Source organism: Ammonifex thiophilus (assembly GCF_003368535.1).
GTDB lineage: Bacteria > Bacillota > Desulfotomaculia > Desulfotomaculales > Ammonificaceae > Ammonifex > Ammonifex thiophilus.
This window is the reverse complement of sequence record NZ_QSLN01000003.1, coordinates 69241-86242: the sequence shown is the minus strand read 5'-3', so window position 1 is coordinate 86242 and position 17002 is coordinate 69241. Positions and strand designations below refer to the sequence as shown.

General features: G+C 59.1%; 18 protein-coding genes. 14 read left to right on the top strand and 4 right to left on the bottom strand.

What is annotated here, in order from left to right:
• The 9 genes from DXX99_RS03855 (at position 1) to DXX99_RS03815 (ending at position 8805) form a co-directional block, all read left to right on the top strand.
• Positions 1-1197 carry a pyridoxal phosphate-dependent aminotransferase gene (locus DXX99_RS03855; RefSeq protein ID WP_115792199.1) on the top strand — a complete coding sequence of 399 codons (1197 nt, stop codon included), beginning with the start codon at positions 1-3 and terminating at the stop codon, positions 1195-1197.
• A gap of 83 nt (positions 1198-1280) precedes the next feature.
• Positions 1281-1922: a peroxiredoxin gene (locus DXX99_RS03850; RefSeq protein WP_115792198.1), complete on the top strand. Its 642-nt coding sequence runs from the start codon at positions 1281-1283 to the stop codon at positions 1920-1922.
• Between the two features lie 280 nt (positions 1923-2202).
• Positions 2203-2736, top strand: a complete 534-nt coding sequence (locus DXX99_RS03845) for a 4Fe-4S dicluster domain-containing protein (RefSeq protein ID WP_115792197.1) — start codon at positions 2203-2205, stop codon at positions 2734-2736.
• On the top strand, positions 2733-3593 hold the full coding sequence (locus DXX99_RS03840; RefSeq protein ID WP_115792196.1) for a CoB--CoM heterodisulfide reductase iron-sulfur subunit B family protein: 861 nt from the start codon (positions 2733-2735) through the stop codon (positions 3591-3593). Before DXX99_RS03845 ends, DXX99_RS03840 begins: the two co-directional genes overlap by 4 nt.
• A 6-nt stretch (positions 3594-3599) precedes the next feature.
• Positions 3600-5558 carry a CoB--CoM heterodisulfide reductase iron-sulfur subunit A family protein gene (locus DXX99_RS03835; protein WP_115792195.1) on the top strand — a complete coding sequence of 653 codons (1959 nt, stop codon included), beginning with the start codon at positions 3600-3602 and terminating at the stop codon, positions 5556-5558.
• On the top strand, positions 5549-5989 hold the full coding sequence (locus tag DXX99_RS03830) for a hydrogenase iron-sulfur subunit (protein ID WP_115792194.1): 441 nt from the start codon (positions 5549-5551) through the stop codon (positions 5987-5989). Before DXX99_RS03835 ends, DXX99_RS03830 begins: the two co-directional genes overlap by 10 nt.
• Positions 5977-6930 (top strand): 4Fe-4S dicluster domain-containing protein, encoded by a 954-nt coding sequence (locus DXX99_RS03825; protein WP_115792193.1) that lies wholly within the window; start codon positions 5977-5979, stop codon positions 6928-6930. Before DXX99_RS03830 ends, DXX99_RS03825 begins: the two co-directional genes overlap by 13 nt.
• Positions 6931-6947: 17 nt before the next feature.
• Positions 6948-7982, top strand: a complete 1035-nt coding sequence (locus DXX99_RS03820) for a 4Fe-4S dicluster domain-containing protein (protein ID WP_205664628.1) — start codon at positions 6948-6950, stop codon at positions 7980-7982.
• Positions 7972-8805, top strand: a complete 834-nt coding sequence (locus DXX99_RS03815; RefSeq protein ID WP_115792191.1) for an FAD/NAD(P)-binding protein — start codon at positions 7972-7974, stop codon at positions 8803-8805. Before DXX99_RS03820 ends, DXX99_RS03815 begins: the two co-directional genes overlap by 11 nt.
• Before the next feature lie 36 nt (positions 8806-8841).
• On the opposite strand, the gene DXX99_RS03810 is transcribed toward DXX99_RS03815, so the two are convergent.
• The 3 genes from DXX99_RS03810 to DXX99_RS03800 form a co-directional block, all read right to left on the bottom strand.
• Entirely contained in the window at positions 8842-9750 is a 909-nt protein-coding gene (locus tag DXX99_RS03810; RefSeq protein WP_115792190.1) for an Mrp/NBP35 family ATP-binding protein, read from the bottom strand.
• A gap of 61 nt (positions 9751-9811) precedes the next feature.
• Positions 9812-11050 (bottom strand): DUF1015 domain-containing protein, encoded by a 1239-nt coding sequence (locus DXX99_RS03805; protein ID WP_115792189.1) that lies wholly within the window; start codon positions 11048-11050, stop codon positions 9812-9814.
• Between the two features lie 2 nt (positions 11051-11052).
• Positions 11053-11385 carry a nucleotide pyrophosphohydrolase gene (locus DXX99_RS03800; RefSeq protein ID WP_115792188.1) on the bottom strand — a complete coding sequence of 111 codons (333 nt, stop codon included), beginning with the start codon at positions 11383-11385 and terminating at the stop codon, positions 11053-11055.
• A 93-nt stretch (positions 11386-11478) separates the two neighbouring features.
• Here DXX99_RS03800 and DXX99_RS03795 point away from each other — a divergent pair, with 93 nt between their 5' ends.
• Positions 11479-12210 carry a LolA-like protein gene (locus DXX99_RS03795; protein WP_115792187.1) on the top strand — a complete coding sequence of 244 codons (732 nt, stop codon included), beginning with the start codon at positions 11479-11481 and terminating at the stop codon, positions 12208-12210.
• On the opposite strand, the gene DXX99_RS03790 is transcribed toward DXX99_RS03795, so the two are convergent.
• A complete protein-coding gene (locus tag DXX99_RS03790; RefSeq protein WP_165847704.1) occupies positions 12197-13933 on the bottom strand; it encodes an Rqc2 family fibronectin-binding protein in 1737 nt (578 codons plus the stop codon). The genes DXX99_RS03795 and DXX99_RS03790 overlap by 14 nt on opposite strands.
• Before the next feature lie 67 nt (positions 13934-14000).
• On the opposite strand from DXX99_RS03790, the gene DXX99_RS03785 reads away from it, so the two are divergent.
• From DXX99_RS03785 to xerD, 4 genes are read left to right on the top strand one after another with little or no spacing between them, the layout of a single operon-like run.
• Positions 14001-15095, top strand: coding sequence for a DUF3866 family protein (locus tag DXX99_RS03785; RefSeq protein WP_115792301.1), 1095 nt, complete (start codon positions 14001-14003; stop codon positions 15093-15095).
• A gap of 54 nt (positions 15096-15149) precedes the next feature.
• The gene (locus DXX99_RS03780) at positions 15150-15800 is read left to right on the top strand and encodes a stage II sporulation protein M (RefSeq protein ID WP_115792185.1); all 651 of its coding nucleotides are present in this window, start codon (positions 15150-15152) and stop codon (positions 15798-15800) included.
• A 5-nt stretch (positions 15801-15805) separates the two neighbouring features.
• Positions 15806-16015, top strand: a complete 210-nt coding sequence (locus DXX99_RS03775; RefSeq protein ID WP_115792184.1) for a hypothetical protein — start codon at positions 15806-15808, stop codon at positions 16013-16015.
• Between the two features lie 58 nt (positions 16016-16073).
• Entirely contained in the window at positions 16074-16982 is a 909-nt protein-coding gene (gene xerD / locus DXX99_RS03770) for a site-specific tyrosine recombinase XerD (RefSeq protein ID WP_205664627.1), read from the top strand.
• Positions 16983-17002 lie beyond the last annotated feature (20 nt).

The window sequence follows — 17002 nt, the reverse complement described above, 5'->3', positions numbered from 1 at the left end:
ATGCGGGGACTGGCTGAGCGAGCGCAAAAACTGAGTCCCTCTCCCACCCTCTCGGTGGACACCAAGGCCAAAGAGCTTTTGCGACAGGGGGAAAAGGTCATCAATTTTGGGGCGGGGGAGCCGGACTTCGATACACCGGAGCACATCAAGGAAGCGGCGAAGCGAGCTTTAGATCAGGGCTTCACCAAGTACACGCCGGTAGCAGGTATTCTGCCTCTCCGGGAAGCTATATGCGAGAAGCTCTACCGCGACAATCAACTGGAATATAGCCCGGATGAGATCGTGGTCTCCTGTGGCGCCAAACATTCCCTTTACAACGCTCTGCAGGTACTTCTAAACCCGGGGGACGAGGTGATAATCCCCGTCCCCTACTGGACTTCCTATCCAGAGCAGGTGAAGCTGGCGGGAGGAGTACCGGTTTTCGTTCCCACCACTCCTGAGAACGATTTCAAGCTCCGGCCGGAAGATCTGCGGGCAGCTGTAACCCCGCGCACCCGCCTTTTGATCCTCAATTCCCCGGCCAACCCTACAGGTAGCGTCTACCGCCGGGAGGAACTCATCGGCTTGGCAGAAGTGGCTCTGGAGGCCGACCTGTGGATCTTGTCGGACGAGATCTACGAAAAGCTGATTTACGACGGGATGGAGCACGTGAGCATAGCTGCACTCGACCCGGAGGTTAAAAAGCGTACGGTTGTGGTAAATGGTGTTTCTAAAGCTTACGCCATGACCGGCTGGCGTATAGGTTACGCTGCCGCTCCCCGGCCGGTAGCCCAAGCTATGATCAACCTTCAAAGCCACAGTACCTCCAACCCCGCTTCCGTAGCTCAGGCAGCGGCGCTGGCCGCCCTGAAGGGGCCACAAGAGCCGGTGGAGAGCATGCGCCAGGCTTTTCAAAAACGGCGGGACTTCATCTGGCAGCACCTGAACTCCTTACCCGGAGTGCGCTGCCCCAAGCCTTTAGGGGCTTTTTACGTCTTTCCAGAGGTGAGCGGGCTTCTGGGTCGGCGCCTAAAAGGGAGGGAAATAGCCAGCGCTAGCGACCTGGCCCTTTTCCTTCTGGAAGAGATAAAAGTAGCCACCGTCGCTGGGGCTGCCTTCGGGGACGATCACTACCTGCGCTTTTCCTACGCCCTGCGGCTGGAAGACATCGAAGAGGGGATGCAGCGCTTCAAAGAGCTGCTCGAAGCGGCACTTTAATTAACCTCTTGACGCGGAGGAGATTTCCGTGTACATTGTTTGTAGCTATTTTAAATTCGGAATCACGTAAAGGAGGTTCCGGTATGGAAGAGAAGTTTCCCCTTATAGGCGAGCGCTTTCCGGAAATGACGGTGCAGACCACCTTCGGTAAGCGCCATCTCCCGCAGGATTATGCCGGTAGCTGGTTCATCCTTTTCAGCCACCCAGCTGACTTCACTCCGGTATGCACTACCGAGTTTGTTTCCTTCGCTAAGAAGTACCCCGAGTTCAAGAAGCTTAACTGCGAACTCATTGGCCTTTCCGTGGACCAGGTTTTCGCCCATATAAAGTGGACGGAGTGGATCAAGGACACCTTAGGGGTGGAGATTCCTTTCCCCATCATTGCCGACGACGGTACGGTGGCTCGCAAGCTGGGGATGATCCACCCGGCCAAGGGCTCCAACACGGTGCGGGCCGTCTTCGTGGTGGATGACAAGGGCGTAATTCGGGTGATTCTCTATTACCCGCAGGAGCTGGGACGTAACATCGACGAGATACTGCGCATAGTTAAAGCTCTGCAGGTATCCGACGCCAACGGCGTGGCCATGCCGGCCAACTGGCCGCACAACGAACTCATTGGTGATGCCGTGATCATACCGCCGCCCACCGACGAGCAAACGGCCAAAGAACGGATGAAAATGTATACCTGCTACGACTGGTGGTTCTGCTACCGCAAGCTGGACTAAAGATTACCGGAAAAAAGCCTTAGGGCCGGGAAGGATCCCGGCCCTAAATCTTGGGTTGGGGAACGGGAGCGCGGGGAGTTGAATAAACTATTGTGAGAAGGGGGCGGGAGCATGCGAGTAATTTTCATTAAGGTGCCGGGTTTCTTGCGCTTCCTTCTCCGCCGCTGGCTGGGTAAATAGGTCTTGCCGGAGAAGGAGAAGTTTGCAGGTTTACCCCGTAGTCCTACTCCGGTATACTTAGAAGCTAGAGGGTGAGTAAAGCCTTCAGGGAGCGCGGGTAATGAACGAAAATTTTTGGTCGGAGGTAAATCGGGCTGCGGGGCAGAAGATAACCCATTGCTACCAGTGTGGCAAGTGCACGGCCGGTTGCCCGGTCGCTTTCGCCATGGACTACAAGCCTCACCAAATCCTGCGCCTGTTGCAGTTGGGGCGCGGCGAGGAGTTGCTTTCCTCCCGTGCCCTTTGGGTTTGCAGCAGCTGCCAGACTTGCACCACCCGCTGTCCCTGCCACATAGATCTGGCGCGCTTGATCGATACTTTGCGCTTCTTTTCCCGGCAAGCCTTTCCTCAGGTTACCAGGCACGGAATGCCTCTTTTTAACGAGGTCTTTTTGCGCTCGGTTAAGCGCTACGGGCGGGTATATGAACTTGGCCTCACCCTCCAGTTCAACCTCAAGGAGCGCAAGGTCTGGCGCGATCTAGACCTGGGGCATTTCATGCTTTCCCGGCGTAAGCTTCGCCTGCTACCCGAGCCGGTAGAGAACCGGAAGGAAGTGGCCCAGATCTTCTCGGCGGAAAAGGAGGAACCCCGGTGAAGCTGGCTTACTACCCCGGCTGCTCACTCAAGGGGACGGCGCGAGAATACGACCTTTCCACCCGTCTGGTGGCTCGGCACCTGGGACTGGAGTTGGTAGAGATACCGGACTGGAACTGCTGTGGCGCTACGGCGGCCCACTCGACCTCTCACTTCCTGGCAGTGGCTCTGCCCGCTCGGGTTCTGGCTCTGGCCGAGGATATGGGGCTTGACATTTTGTCTCCTTGCGCAGCCTGTTACCAGCGGCTGCGGGCCGCTCAAGAGGAGCTAAAGCGCGATCCGGAGCTTAAAAGGCAAGTGGAGGGTGCACTCGGGCGCACCTTTGAAGGTCGAGTGCGAGTTTTTTCTTTACTGGAGGCTCTGGCTCAGCTGGGGGAGGAGGCCTTAGCCGCGCAGGTGGTGCGTCCTCTGAAGGGTATGCAGGTAGCCTGCTACTACGGTTGCCTTCTGGTGCGTCCCCCTTTAACCTCCTGCGACGATCCAGAGCAACCCCAGCTCATGGAAAAGATTCTGGCTCCTACCAAAGTAGATACCTTAGACTGGGGAGGCAAGAATGAGTGCTGCGGGGCCTCGCTCATTTTCGGCGCCCGTGAGGTGGCCCTTAACCTTATAAAGAACATCTTGCACGCGGCGGCCCAGGTTCGCGCGCACGCCTTGGTGACCGCCTGCCCGCTCTGCCATGCCAATCTGGACCTTCGCCAGAAGGAAGTTAACCGTTTCTTCGGTACCAACTTTGCCATACCGGTCTTTTATCTTTCGCAGCTTCTGGGGATAGCCATGGGGCTCAACCCCCGGGATCTGGGGCTGGGTTCGCACTTCGTGGACCCCCAGCGAGCCCTGCGCATGGTAGGGAGTTGAGAAGCAGTGCCGAGGGTAGGGGTATTTGTTTGCTGGTGCGGCTCTAACATCGGGGGGGTGCTGGACTGCCCGGCTCTGGCTCGGGCGGCAGCGACATTTCCCGGGGTGGTTTACGCCACCGACTACCAGTACATGTGCTCCGATCCCGGCCAGAAGCTCATAGCCGAGGCCATAAAGGAGCACCGACTGGACCGGGTGGTGGTGGCCGCCTGCTCCCCCCGGCTGCACGAAGACACTTTTCGCGAGGTGCTGGCGCGGGCGGGGCTCAACCCTTACCTTCTGGAGATGACCAACCTGCGCGAGCACTGCTCCTGGGTTCACGCCGGCGAGAAGGAGCTGGCCCAGGCCAAGGCTCTAAGCCTCATCCGGCGGGCGGTGGCCAAAGCGTTAAGGCTTACCCCCCTTCACCCGGGACGCGTGAAGATCACCCGGCGCTGCCTGGTGATAGGTGGGGGGATCGCCGGGATTCAGGCGGCTTTGGATGTGGCCGACGCCGGCATAGAGGTGGTGCTGGTGGAAAGGGAGCCGAGCCTGGGGGGAAAGATGGTGCTTTTGGACAAGACCTTTCCCACCTTAGATTGCTCGGCCTGCATAAGCACGCCCAAGATGGCAGCAGTGGCCAAGCATCCCCTCATCCGGCTTTACACCTACGCCGAAGTGGAGAAGGTGGAGGGGAGCCTGGGCAATTACCGGGTCACCATAAGACAAAAAGCCCGCTACGTCGATCATACCAAGTGCACGGGCTGTGGCACCTGCTGGGAAAAGTGCCCGGTAAAGGTGCCGGACGAACTCAATTTTAGGCTCAGTACCCGACCGGCCATCTACCTTCCCTTCCCGCAGGCGGTGCCCAGCAAGCCGGTAATAGACGCTCGCCACTGCCGGCAGCTTACTAAAGGGAAGTGCGGCGTCTGCCAGAAGGTTTGCCCGGCAGGGGCCATAGACTACACCCAGCAGGACTCTTTGCACGAGGAAGAAGTGGGGGCCATTATCGTGGCCACCGGCTTTGATCTTTTCCCCTGGGAGAAAGCCTACGGGGAGTACGGCTATGGCCGCTACCCCGATGTCATAACCGGTCTGGCTTTCGAAAGGCTGGTCAATGCTTCCGGACCGACAGGGGGGCGCATCGTCCGCCCCTCGGACGGGAGGGAGCCCCGCACGGTGGTCTTTGTGCACTGCGTGGGCTCACGGGATGAACTCAAGGGCCGGGAGTACTGCTCTCGAATTTGCTGCATGTACACGGCCAAGCACGCTCATCAAGTCAAGGAGCGCCTACCGGAAGCCAAGGTCTACGTTTTCTATATCGACATCCGTACCTTCGGCAAAGGGTACGAAGAGTTTTACCGGCGGGTGCAGGACGAAGGGGTGATCTACTTACGGGGGCGCGTCTCCAAGATATACCAGGAGGGAGATAAGCTCATCGTTAAAGGAGCTGACACGCTTCTGGGTGAGCCGGTAACGATAGCGGCCGATCTGGTGGTGCTAGCAACCGGCGTGGTACCGGCCAGGGGAGCGGAGGAATTGGCGCGCACCCTGGGGATATCCACAGATAAGGATGGATTTTTCCAGGAGGCGCATCCCAAGCTTCGGCCGGTGGAGACCCATACGGCGGGCATTTTCTTAGCCGGTGCCTGCCAGGGACCCAAGGACATCCCCGACACCGTTTCCCAGGCCAGCGCGGCGGCAGCCAAGGCTGTGGGCCTACTCCTGCGTGAGGAGATAGAGGTAAGCCCCCTGGTAGCCTGGGTCAACCAGGCCCTGTGTACCGGTTGCCTGCACTGCCAGGTCGTCTGCCCTTACCAGGCCATCGAAGTGGTCACCGAGGGAGGACGGAGACGGGCGCGGGTGAAGGAGGAGCTCTGTCAAGGGTGCGGCTCTTGCACGGTAGCCTGCCGGCCCGGAGCCATGGAACTCAAAGGGTTTAGCAACGAGCAAATTTTGGCGGAGGTTGAGGCCTTGTGTCGGTAAAAGAGTGGGAGCCCAAGATCGTCGCTTTTCTCTGCCACTGGTGCAGTTACGCCGCAGCCGATCTGGCAGGGGTAAGCCGTTTCTCCTATCCTCCCAACGTGCGCATCATCCGTGTGCCCTGCTCCAGCCGGGTAAACCCCCAGTTTGTCCTGCGGGCTTTCGCCGAAGGGGCCGATGGGGTGCTGGTGGCTGGCTGCCACTTGGGGGACTGCCACTATGTAAAGGGCAACTATTACGCCCGCCGGCGGCTCTGGGTTTTGCAAAGGCTTTTAGAGTTCGTGGGAATGGAGCCCGCCCGCTTCCAGGTGCACTGGATATCGGGAGCCGAGGGAGCCAAGTTCGCCGAGACGATAAAAGAAATGGTGGATAAGGTTAGAATCCTCGGCCCCAACCGGCTCTTTCAAGAGGTGAAAGATATTTGCGTGGGCTGACCGAGGCTTTGCGAGAACTGGCTTACCGCCTGCTGCGAGAAGGAGAGGTGGAACTCTTCCTAGGCTACTCCTGGGGAACTTTGCCCCTGGTAGTGCGTCCTTGTTTCGCCACCAGGCCGGAACAGGTGGAAGCGTTCATCTTTAATCCCCTTTGTCTTCCCAACCTGGTGAAGTACCTTCTGCGCTTTGAGGGAAGACGGGTGGCCGTAGTGGTGAAGAAATGCGAGCTTCCTTCTTTCCGGCAACTGCTGGCCGACCGGAACCTGGAGCGGAAGAAAATAAGGCTGGTAGTAGCTCCCTGCGGGGGGCTGCTCGATCCGGCTAAGCTCCAGAAGGAGTTTTCAGGCCAACCCCTGGAGTTTATCGCTGATCGAGGCAAGGAGTACGTGGTGCGGGTGGGGGAGGAGGAAAAGGTTTTGGCCAAGCAGCTCTATCTCTACCCGCGCTGCTTCAGTTGTCCGCAAAAGGACGAGGACCTCGAACCGGAGGACATCCGGCTTGAATTTTCTACTTCTCTCCCGTCCTTAGAAGTGGATCCTTACGCTGGAGTTTCTTACTTGGAGGAGAGGCCGGCGGAGGAGCGGAGGGAATTTTGGGACCGAGTCTTCAAGCGTTGTATTCGCTGCTACGCCTGCCGGGAGGTCTGCCCCGCCTGCTCCTGCCACGAATGCTGTTTTGACCCGCCCTTGCCCGGTTGGCAGAGGACGGTTGACTGGATGAGCAAGGCCCACTGGCTGCCCGAAATCTACCAGTACCACTTGACCAGGGCCCTGCACGTGGCGGGGCGCTGCGGCGAGTGCGGCGAGTGCGAGCGGGTATGCCCGGTGAAGATCCCGCTCATGCTCCTGGTGAAAAAACTGGCCAAAGAGATCCAGAGCCTTCCCGGAGTAGAGCCGGGAATACTGGCGAGCTACAGTCCGGACGATCCTGAGCCCCACTGAGGAGGGGGAACTTTATTTTGGATTACCGCGTAATCACCCAGGAAAAGTTGCCTCTTTTTCTCAGCGCCTTGCGGCAAAGCTTCCTCCTGGCGGCACCTGTGGAGGAAGAAGGGGAGGTGTACTTTCGCCTTCTGGAGGATCCGAGCCAAGTTTACCTGGGTCCCAGGCCGAGCCGGGTACCGCCCAAGATCTTTTTCTTCCCGCCTACGGAACCTCTCTTACGCTACCGCCGGGAAGGGGAGAAGTGGGAAGTTTTTTCTGCTGAGCAAGATCCCCGGCCGCTTATCCTTTTCGGTTTGCGCCCCTGCGATCTGCAAAGCCTCAAGGCTCTGGACGCCGTGTTTCTAGCTTCTCCGCCCGATCCCTATTATGCCGCCAGGAGGGAAAATACCTTGCTTTTGGGAATAAGCTGCCCGGAAGTGGGGCCAGGGTGTTTCTGCGTCACCTACGGCTACTCGCCGACCACCAGCGAGGGGGCGGACCTGCACTTCACTCTTTTAGGCAAGTTTTACCTGGTAGAGGTACTCACACCCAGAGGCAAAAAGCTGGTGCAAGATTATGCCTCCTTTTTCGCCGGGGAAACGGCAGGGGCGCTGGAGGCCAAGCAGAGTAAGGAAGCCAGCCTGCTGGCCAAGTTCGTAGCTCCTCCCCAGCTCACGGGGGTGAAAGAGAAGCTCCCTTCCCTTTACCATGACCCTTACTGGGAGGAGCTGGCCTGGCGCTGCCTGGGGTGCGGTATCTGCACCTTTCTCTGTCCCACCTGCCACTGTTTCGATATCTTCGACCGGGGAGAAGAAGAGGGAGAAAGGCTGCGCTGCTGGGACACCTGCCTTTTTAAGGAGTTTACTTTACACACCAGCGGCCATAACCCAAGGGCTTCCCTTTCCGCTCGCCTGCGCAACCGCTTCTACCACAAGCTCCTCTACCACTACGAGCGCTACGGGGTGGAGGGGTGCGTGGGCTGCGGGCGCTGCGTGGTTTTCTGTCCGGTGAACATCGACATAAGGGAAGTCATGGTCGAGGTAAGGAGGAGGGGTTCGAGTGGCTTCTAACCCTTACCTCCCTCATCTCGCCACTCTTTTAGAAGTGAGGGAGGAAACGGAGGACATAAAGACCTTTCGCCTGGCTTTCGATGACCCGGAAGTGGCGAGCGCCTGGCAGTACCTACCGGGGCAGATAGCCCTGCTTTCCCTCTTCGGCGTGGGGGAGGCGGCTTTCTCTTTATCGTCCGCTCCGCTGGGGCAGGGGTGGCTGGAGTTCAGCATCCGGCGCATGGGCAAGGTCACCACCGCCCTGCATCAGCTGGAGCCGGGGGCCAAAGTAGGGATAAGGGGGCCTTTCGGACGGGGCTTCCCTTGCGAGCTCTTCCGGGGTCACGATCTTTTGGTGATCGGCGGGGGAATAGGAATGGCCCCGCTGCGCTCGCTGGTAAACTATGTACTGGCTCGGCGGAAAGAGTACGGCCGGCTGCAGATCGTTTACGGCGCTCGTTCCTCGCGTCAGTTCTGCTTCCGGGAAGAAATCTTTTCCCTGTGGCCCCAGGCTCCTGACACCCAAGTTTATCTAACCGTAGACTGCCCCGAGGAGGGGTGGGAAGGGCATGTGGGTTTCGTTCCCGACTACGTGGCCGAGATCAATCCTTCCCCCGAGGGAAAGTACGCCGTGCTTTGCGGACCTCCCATAATGATCGAAAAGACGATAGCCCGCCTGGAAGAGCGGGGCTTTTTACCACAGCACATTTATACCACCTTGGAGATGCGCATGAAGTGCGGGATAGGAAAATGCGGGCGCTGCAACCTGGGGGCGAAGTTCGTCTGCCTCTCCGGCCCGGTTTTCAGCTGGGCGGAACTCAAAGAAGAAAGGGAGAAATTTTAAAGGCCGCCCCTGGTTCAAAGGCGGCCCTTAAGTTTTTTACTGTGGCTGGTGGCTCCTGAAGAGGAGTTGGGCGGTGCGCGAGTAACGGGAGAGTTGCTCGCTTAGGATCTTGGGAACCTCTCCTAGGCCTGTATGCTCTATTTCCTCGATCTTTCCTTCATCTCCCAGCTGTGAGAGCTCCGGGTTTATGGGCAGATAACCCAGGAAGGGTATGCCTACCTCTGCAGCCACCTTTTCTCCCTTGGGCTCCCCGAAGGGGAAGAATTTCTGGCCGCAGTGCGGGCAGACGGCGTAGGCCATGTTTTCTATGAGGCCTAAGATGGGGATGTTGACGATTTCGGCCATGCGAATAGCCTTTTTCACCACCATCACTGCCAGCTCCTGCGGGGAGGAGACGATGATCACCCCGTCTAAAGGCAAAGATTGCATCACGGTGAGCGGTGCGTCTCCCGTCCCCGGGGGCAGGTCCACCAGCAGGTAGTCGAGATCGCCCCATATGACCTCGGTCCAGAACTGACGGATCACGTTGGAGATGATGGGGCCCCGCCAGATCACCGGCTCATCTTCCCGCTCCAGGAAGAGGTTCATGGATATGGCCCGGATGCCCAGGAGGTTGGTACGGGGAGCGAAGATCCCCAACTCCGAGGCCTCGGGCTTGCCTTTGAGCCCGAAGAGTTTGGGTATGCTGGGCCCGGTCACGTCGGCATCGAGGATGCCTACCTGGTTACCGTCGCGGGTGAGCGCCACGGCCAGCAGGGCAGTCACCGTGGACTTCCCCACTCCCCCCTTACCGCTCATTATGGCGATGACGTGCTTGATCTTGGAAAGGGGGTGAGGGGGATCAAAGGCAGGCTTGTCTTTGGCATGCTCGCAGGTGCCTCTTTCGGCGCAGGAGGAGCAAGTCTTGCCTTCCTCGGCGCACCTTTCTTTCTTGTCGTCGCTCACGGGGGTCGACCTCCTCTTCGAGTTTAGAACATATGCCTCAAAAAGTTTATACCACAGCCGGTTACCCGTTATCCAGCGAAAAGATCACCAGCCCGGCTGGCACTTTGGGGTAAAAGTAGGTGGACTTTTGGGGCATCTTGGCTCCGCTGGTGGCCACGGCCGCTATCTCCTCCACGCTCGGTGGGGGAAGTAGAAAGGCGACCTCGTACTCTCCCCGATCCACCCTAGCCAGGGCTTCTGCCGCCTCGTGGGTATAGCCCATGTCTTCCTCTTTCCAAGACAGCTCCCAACTCCTTTCAAGCAAGAGGCGGTGCAGCACCGTTACCGCTAGCCGCTTCCAGGCAGGGGGATGTTCTCCCGGCAGGACTCGTACCGGGTCCACTCCCGGGCGCAGGGAGAAGAGGAAGGCTTCTTCCCTGCCGGCGTAAAGTCCTATGGTTTCGGCAGGTAGGGGGTGAAGGAGAGAGGAGACGGGAACCCGCCTCACGACGAAGAAAGTCTCTTCCGCCCTGGCCAGTAGCTTCTGCAACTTGTCCTTGAGGGGCAGGCGAAGCAGCCTGTGGGTGGGAAGGACGACGATTCCCGGATCCCGGGCGGAGGCGAGATAGGCCAGGATCCAGTCGTGATTCCCCTCTTCCTGAAAGAGCTCCTGGTAGCGGAGGGCAGTCTCGAAACGGTGGTGCCCATCGGCCAGCAGGATCACCCGGCTGGCCAGGAGGGCCTGGGCTTCTTCGATCAAGCTTTTTTCCTTAACCACCCAGAGCTTATGTCCCTGTCCCTCGGGGTCGGAAAAGTCGAGGTCGGCGGGGAGCTTTGTAATTTCCCGCCAGAGAGCCTCGGTCTCTTCTTCCCCGCCCAGGTAAAGGCCGAAGATGGGGGAGAAGTGGGCCCGGCAGGCTCGGAGGAGCTCCCACCGATCAGAGCGGGCGCGGGCTAGCGTCTCCTCGTGGGGCAAGATCCCTCGGCCGTAGGGTTCAAGCTTAAGCAAGCAGAAAAAGCCGCGTCGGGTGTAGAGCTTTTCTTGCCAGTGGAAGGTGTGGGAATGAAAGTAAAGGGCTGGGGAGCTTTCTGGTCTCAGAACCCCCTCTTGTCGCCACCTCTGCCAAAGGAGGGCGGCGGCAGCGTAGGCTTCAGGACCTTTGCCCTCCCGGCTTTCCTCCAGGTGGATGATGTTGTAGGGGTGGCGGGAACGCAGTTCCCGGACTTTGTGCTCGTCCACCACGTCATAAGGGGGCGAGATGACTAAGGGGAGGGGGAAGTTGTGGTAGCGCCAGCCGCGCAAAGGAGCGATTATCGGCAAGCCTAATCCTCTCCTTCGACTTTAAGCTTGGTCCAGCGGTTAAGGTCTCGCTGACGATATTTCTCCATCGTGGCCTGGAAAGCCTTCTCCAGGTCTATATTGAGCAAATTGGCGTAGCAGAGTAGGATGAAGAGAATGTCGCCCAGCTCCAGGGCTATGTCTCCAGGGGGCTCGTCTGCCTTTTTGGGCTTTTCGCCGAACCGGTGGTTTATTTCTCGCGCCAACTCCCCTACTTCCTCGATGAGGCGAGCCAGGATGCTCAGAGGGTGCCAGTAGCCTTCGGCGAACTGGGTTATCCACCGGTCTACTTCCTCCTGCATCTCCCTAAGCTCCATTCCTTCACCTCCGTCGCCCAACATTTTACCACACAAGCCTGTTCTTAAGCCGGGAAAAAGGACATAGCTTCTTAAAAGAAGGGGGTTTCGGGATTGCGCTGGTTTTTTTGGCAACGCAAAAGGCTTATCCTGGTGATATCTCTAGTTTTGGTGCTGCTGGTTCTGGTGGGGCTGCTGGTAAACCGCCTGGGAGAGGGGAGGGGGAAATTGCGCCTTCCTCCTCCAGCCGACCTCCTGCAGCAGGCCTTGGAGCGGACGCGGCAGGCTCCTTCGTACTCCTACTCTTTGAGCACCAAGCTTTTAACCCCTCAGGGGACGAGGCTTTTGAGCGAGCTTCAAGGGCTAAGGACACTACCCGACTGCGTGTACGTTCGAGGCAAGCTCTTCAACGCCCCGGTGGAGATCATCCGGGTGGGGGAGACCGCCTACATCAAGGACCCTTTCAGTCCCAAGTGGCTGGCCTTTCCTGGGGAGAGGTTGGGGGAAACCCGGGTGTTTACGGCGGAGCTCGATCCCCTTGTTTTGCTCGACTTCGCCTCGCCTCCAACCGCCCGCTGGGCACGGGCCGGGCCGGAGGAAAAGGGGCTTTGGGTGCTGGAGTGCCCCCACGCGGTTCCGCGCCATCCTGAGTTGGCTACCCAGTTTACCGATTTCCGCTATCGGATAGGGGTAGACCCTTCTACCCGGTACATAACCCGGGTGGAGGTAGAGGCCAAAGGCAAGAAGGCCCCCACTCAGCTTAAGGTGGGGCTGAAACTGGGCGACTTCGGTCACAAGAAAAAGATCGAGCCTCCACCGCACATCTTCACCCCTAAGGGCGGCTAAAGGTACTTTTGGCTTCCTCCGGCTTCACGAAGAGGGTTTGCTCTTGCGTGTAGGTTACCAGGCCGGGACGGCTTCCGGCCGGACGCCTAACGTTGGCCCGTCGGGTGTAGTCTACCGGTACTTGGGCGCTCTGTCGAGCCTGGCTAAAGTAGGCGGCCAGGGTGGCGGCAAAGTGCAGGTCTTCTGGTGCGGGGTCTTTCCCCCCGGTCTTGAGCACCACGTGTGCGCCCGGCACCCCGCGGGCGTGAAGCCAAAGGTCGTCCGGGGAAGCTAGCTTGAAGGTGACGTATTCGTTCTGCCGGTTGTTCTTTCCCACCCAGACGGTGAAGCCGCTGGGGGAGACGAATTTCAGAGGATGCGGAGCTTCCAGACGAGAGGAGGTCGGCCGCCCCGTCTCCTCTTCTTCTATCTCAGCAGCTATGTCTTCCAGCTCTTCCAGTTTTTCAGCTTGAGAGAGGGCCGTGGCCACCGAGGCTAGGTAAGCCAGTTCCTCTTCGAGCTTTTCTTTTTCCACCTGAGCGGTGTCCCGAGCTTTTTTGGTCCGGCGGTAAAGCTCGAAGTAGCGCTGGGCGCACTCCACCGGGGTGAGAGAAGGACACAACGGGACGGTCACCGGCGGAGAACCCGGCTCGTGATAATTCTCTAGCACCGCCTCTTCCATGCCAGGGGCCAAGCGGTGCAGGTTGGCCAGGATGAGTTCTCCCCAGAGGCGAAACTTTTCCGGGTCCTTTTCCTCCAAGAGGGTGTTCAAAGCCCCCAGCCGTTTTTCCGCCTGCTCTATGCGCCTTCCTATTTTCCGGGCCAGTTGCTGCCGGAGCAGATCCAGGCGCTGGGCTTCACTACGCAGGGTGTAAAAGCGATCCACCACTTCGTTCATACTGCCGTGCTCGCGCTGGCCGGGGAAGGAAAGGGGGACGAAGGGGAAGAACTCAATGGGCTTTCCTTCCTCCAGCGCCAGGGTGGGCAAGCTCTTTCCCTCCGTCACCTCCGTCACCAGCTCTTTCAAGGCCAAAAAGAGCTTCCGGAGCTCATAAAGACCGCACTCTTCCAAAAGTAGCTCTTCTTCCAGCCCGGCCCGCAGCACCACCTCCCGGGCGGTGGCCAGCCCCAACCCTTGGAAGCGCTGCTGGAGGGCTTTGGACAAAGGGGTGGCAGGGGGAAGGGAGCTTAGAGTCGCGGCGAAAAAGTCTTCCTCGGGCAAGCCGCGGGGGTCGAGTTTATCCGTTTGAGGAGCGCGGTAGGGGCGCCCGGGTAGCACTTCCCGGTAGCGGCTCAGGGCGTGGCTGTAGCGCTTGATCCCGTCCAGGATCTTGCCCTCTCCCGGATCCAGAAGGATAATATTGCTGTGCTTGCCCATAATCTCTACTACCAGCCGGTAGTTGACCGGGCGTTTTAGTTCGTCGAAGTTAGCAATATCGAGGTGAAGGATTCTTTCCAGCCCGGGCTGTTCTAGGGCGACTATGCGCCCACCTTCTAGGTGGCGGCGCAAAAGAGTTAGAAAACCGGACGACCGGGAGCTCGGCCGCTCCTTGAGGGCGGTAAGGTGGACGCGGGGGGCGTTGGCCTGGGCCGAAAGCCAAAGGTTTTGCTTTTTCCCCTGGAGGCGGACGATAAATAGCAACTCCAGCTCGGTAGGCTGGTAGATCCGCTCGATGCGGCCGCCCACGAGCTCTCGCTTCAGTTCCTGTACTATGCGGTTGAGGGTGAGGCCGTCGAAGGGCAACTTCTTTCCTCCCGAAAAGATACTCGGACTTCTAGAAAAGTATAAGGAAAAAAGGAGTTGGCGCACAATGGTATCAACTGCCCGCCTGCGCCTGCGACCAGGCAAAGTGGTGCGCGTGCTGGACAAGCGCGCTGACTTGGTAGAAGTCCTGGTGGAAGTAGAGGGGAAAGAGGAGAAGGCCATAATCCTGGAAAGCTTCACCGGAGAAGCGGCCGTAGGGGATCCGGTGCTGCTCAACACCACGGCGGTGGCTAAGGGGCTGGGTAGCGGTGGCTACCACTTCGTGGTGGCTAACCTGCGCCAAGTAATCTTGGACCCGCCGGAGCCGGGGCACATCATGAAGCTTCGCTATACCCCGGCTCAGATAAAGGTACTGGCGGTGGAAGAGCCGGACAGCCCCCACCATAACGTTATGCGCCAGGCTGTAAGCCTTGAGGGCACGCCGGTGGTGGCCTTAGAACTGCACAGCCAGCTGGCGCCGGTGGCTGCCGCTATCTGGCGGGCGGGCAAGGGCCGGCTCCGTCTGGTCTATGTCATGACTGACGGGGGCGCTTTACCCCTCTCTCTTTCCCGGACGGTAGTGGAGCTCCGGGAGAAGGGGCTGCTGGCGGCCACCGTCACAGTAGGACATGCCTTTGGAGGCGATTTAGAGGCAGTAACTCTGCACAGCGGCTTGCTGGCGGCCAAGCACGTGGCCCGGGCCGATATCATTGTGGCCGGGATCGGCCCCGGCATTGTGGGTACTGGGACGCCCCTGGGAACTACGGCGGTGGGGCAGGGGGAGATAGCTAACGCTGCCTGGGCTCTAGAGGGTAAGCCCATAGTTCCTTTGCGCCTAAGCTTTGCCGATCCCCGCCCCCGGCACCGGGGAGTAAGCCACCACACTTTGACCGTACTGCAGCGGGTCACTCTGGCTCCCTGCTGGGTGCCCCTCCCTTGGCTCCCCCCTCCCAAAGAGGCCCTAGTATGGCAGCAGTTAAGCGAAACCGAAATACCGGCCAAACACCGGGTGGTGTCCCTGGACGCCACACCGGCCTTGGCTGCCCTGGAAGCCCTGGAAATCCAGGTTTCCACCATGGGAAGGGGTCTGGAAGAAGACCGAGAGTTTTTCTTAGCCGCCGGGGCAGCCGGATTGTGGGCCGTCCACCTCTCCCTCTCATAATTTTCCTCCTTGGAGAGTAATCTCTTCCTGAAAAGGAACTGAGGGGGATGCGGGTTGGGGGTTATCAAGGTGCGGCAGCCGGTGGTTTACTACTTGGTGTTCACTCGGGCCTGGTTCTTTCTTTTGCTCCGCCGCTTCTGGCTCCCGTTGCTTTTTTCCTTTTTTCTGGTAATGGCCGCGACAGCTTGGGGCATGAGCGCGGCGGAGCAGCTAAAGAATCAGGAAATCCAGGAGCTAACCCAGTACACAGCCCAGCTACTCACGGCGGCACAGAAAGGCGGGGCGAAGCTACCGCAGGTGGCCCTTTACCACCTTTTGCCCTTAGGGGTTTGCTACCTGGCGGGTTTGAGCATCTACACTACGCCGCTTGTAGTCCTGGTTTTAATGCTGCAAGGGTATGCCTGGGGCTTTACCGCTGCCTTTCTTCTGCGACAAAGCGAGTTTCCAGGGACCAAGGTGTTGCTGGCGGCCTTTCTTCCTCACAATTTGCCTCTGTTTCTGGCCTTACTCCTAGCGGCCGCCACTTCTTTCTCCTTGGCCTTCTTCCGCCAGCACCAGGGTAAAACGCCTGCTTTTACCGTAGAGCCCTGGTTCTGGCGCTACACTGGGCTCATGTTATGCTGGGGGTGTTTCGCGGTGGGAGCAGCGCTGATAGAAGTTTACCTGGTTCCCTGGCTGGTGAAGCTTTTGCTTGCGGGAGGGTAGGGAGAATGAAGTTTATTTGCTTCTGGCCCAGGTCCGCCTGGCTGAAGCTGGCTAAGATTGTGCTCGGCCTACTTCTGGTCCTGCTGGCGATAGTAGGAACTTGGTCTAGCTTCCGGGAAAAGGCTTACCCAACAGCCGGGCCGACTGTCTTGGAAGAGCGGACAGGCCTTCTCGACCGGTTGGTGGAAAAGCTGCGGGATTACTACCGGCACTGAAACTTGGCAGGAGCAGGGCTTAGAGGTGGCGAATTTCCCTCTAACGGGAGGGTAGGAAATGCTGGAGAAGTGGCTGGAGGAGTTTTTGGAGTTTTTGCGGGTGGAGCGGGGCTTGGCAGACAACACCATAGCCGCCTACCGCACCGACCTCAAGCACTTTTGCGCTTTCGTAGCCCGGCGCCAGTTTCCCTTAGATCCCTCTTCTTTGCGCGACGCCTGCCTCTGCTACCTTTACGAGCTTAAAGCTGCCGGATACCTGGCTTCCACGGTGGCCCGGCGCTTGGCGGCCCTCAAGTCTTTCTGCGCCTACCTGGCGACCCAGGCCGGCTACCTGCCCTGGGATCCAGCAGAAGAGCTCTCCTCTCCCAAGATTCCCGAGCGGCTGCCCAAGGTGCTGCGCCCGGAGGAAGTGGAGCGCCTGCTCACCGCTCCCCGGACCAACACCCCTCAGGGGCTAAGGGATAGGGCTTTGCTGGAACTGGCTTACGCCACGGGAATGCGGGTCTCGGAGCTCGTGGGGCTAGATGTGGATCACCTCAACCTGGAGGCGGGCTACGTGCGCGTTTTAGGCAAAGGGGGAAAGGAGCGGGTGGTGCCGGTGGGGAGGACAGCACAGCATTACCTTAAGGAGTACTTAGAGAAGGCCTGGCCCCGCCTGGTAAAGGATCGTCGCACCTCTGCCCTCTTCGTCAACCGCCGGGGCGGAAGGCTCACCCGGCAGGCGGTCTTCAAGCTTTTAAAGGACTACGCTCGCCAAGCCGGTCTGAGCTCGGCTCCTTCTCCCCACACTTTGCGCCATTCCTTTGCCACCCACCTTTTGGAGAACGGGGCCGACCTGCGGGTAGTCCAGGAGCTCTTGGGTCACGTTTCTATCAGCACCACTCAGATTTACACTCATCTCACTTCGACCAGGGTGCGTGAGGTGTACCGCCGGGCTCACCCGCGCTCCCGGAAAATAAAGTCTTAAAAGGGGATGGTTTTACGCGA

Bases quoted from the DNA above. Each gene is read 5' to 3' on its own strand.
- DXX99_RS03800 (WP_115792188.1), bottom strand. From the start codon at position 11,385: ATGGAGCTTAGGGAGATGCAGGAGGAAGTAGACCGGTGGATAACCCAG.
- DXX99_RS03850 (WP_115792198.1), top strand. From the start codon at position 1,281: ATGGAAGAGAAGTTTCCCCTTATAGGCGAGCGCTTTCCGGAAATGACG.
- DXX99_RS03785 (WP_115792301.1), top strand. From the start codon at position 14,001: ATGGTATCAACTGCCCGCCTGCGCCTGCGACCAGGCAAAGTGGTGCGC.
- DXX99_RS03845 (WP_115792197.1), top strand. From the start codon at position 2,203: ATGAACGAAAATTTTTGGTCGGAGGTAAATCGGGCTGCGGGGCAGAAG.
- xerD (WP_205664627.1), top strand. From the start codon at position 16,074: ATGCTGGAGAAGTGGCTGGAGGAGTTTTTGGAGTTTTTGCGGGTGGAG.
- DXX99_RS03775 (WP_115792184.1), top strand. From the start codon at position 15,806: ATGAAGTTTATTTGCTTCTGGCCCAGGTCCGCCTGGCTGAAGCTGGCT.
- DXX99_RS03855 (WP_115792199.1), top strand. From the start codon at position 1: ATGCGGGGACTGGCTGAGCGAGCGCAAAAACTGAGTCCCTCTCCCACC.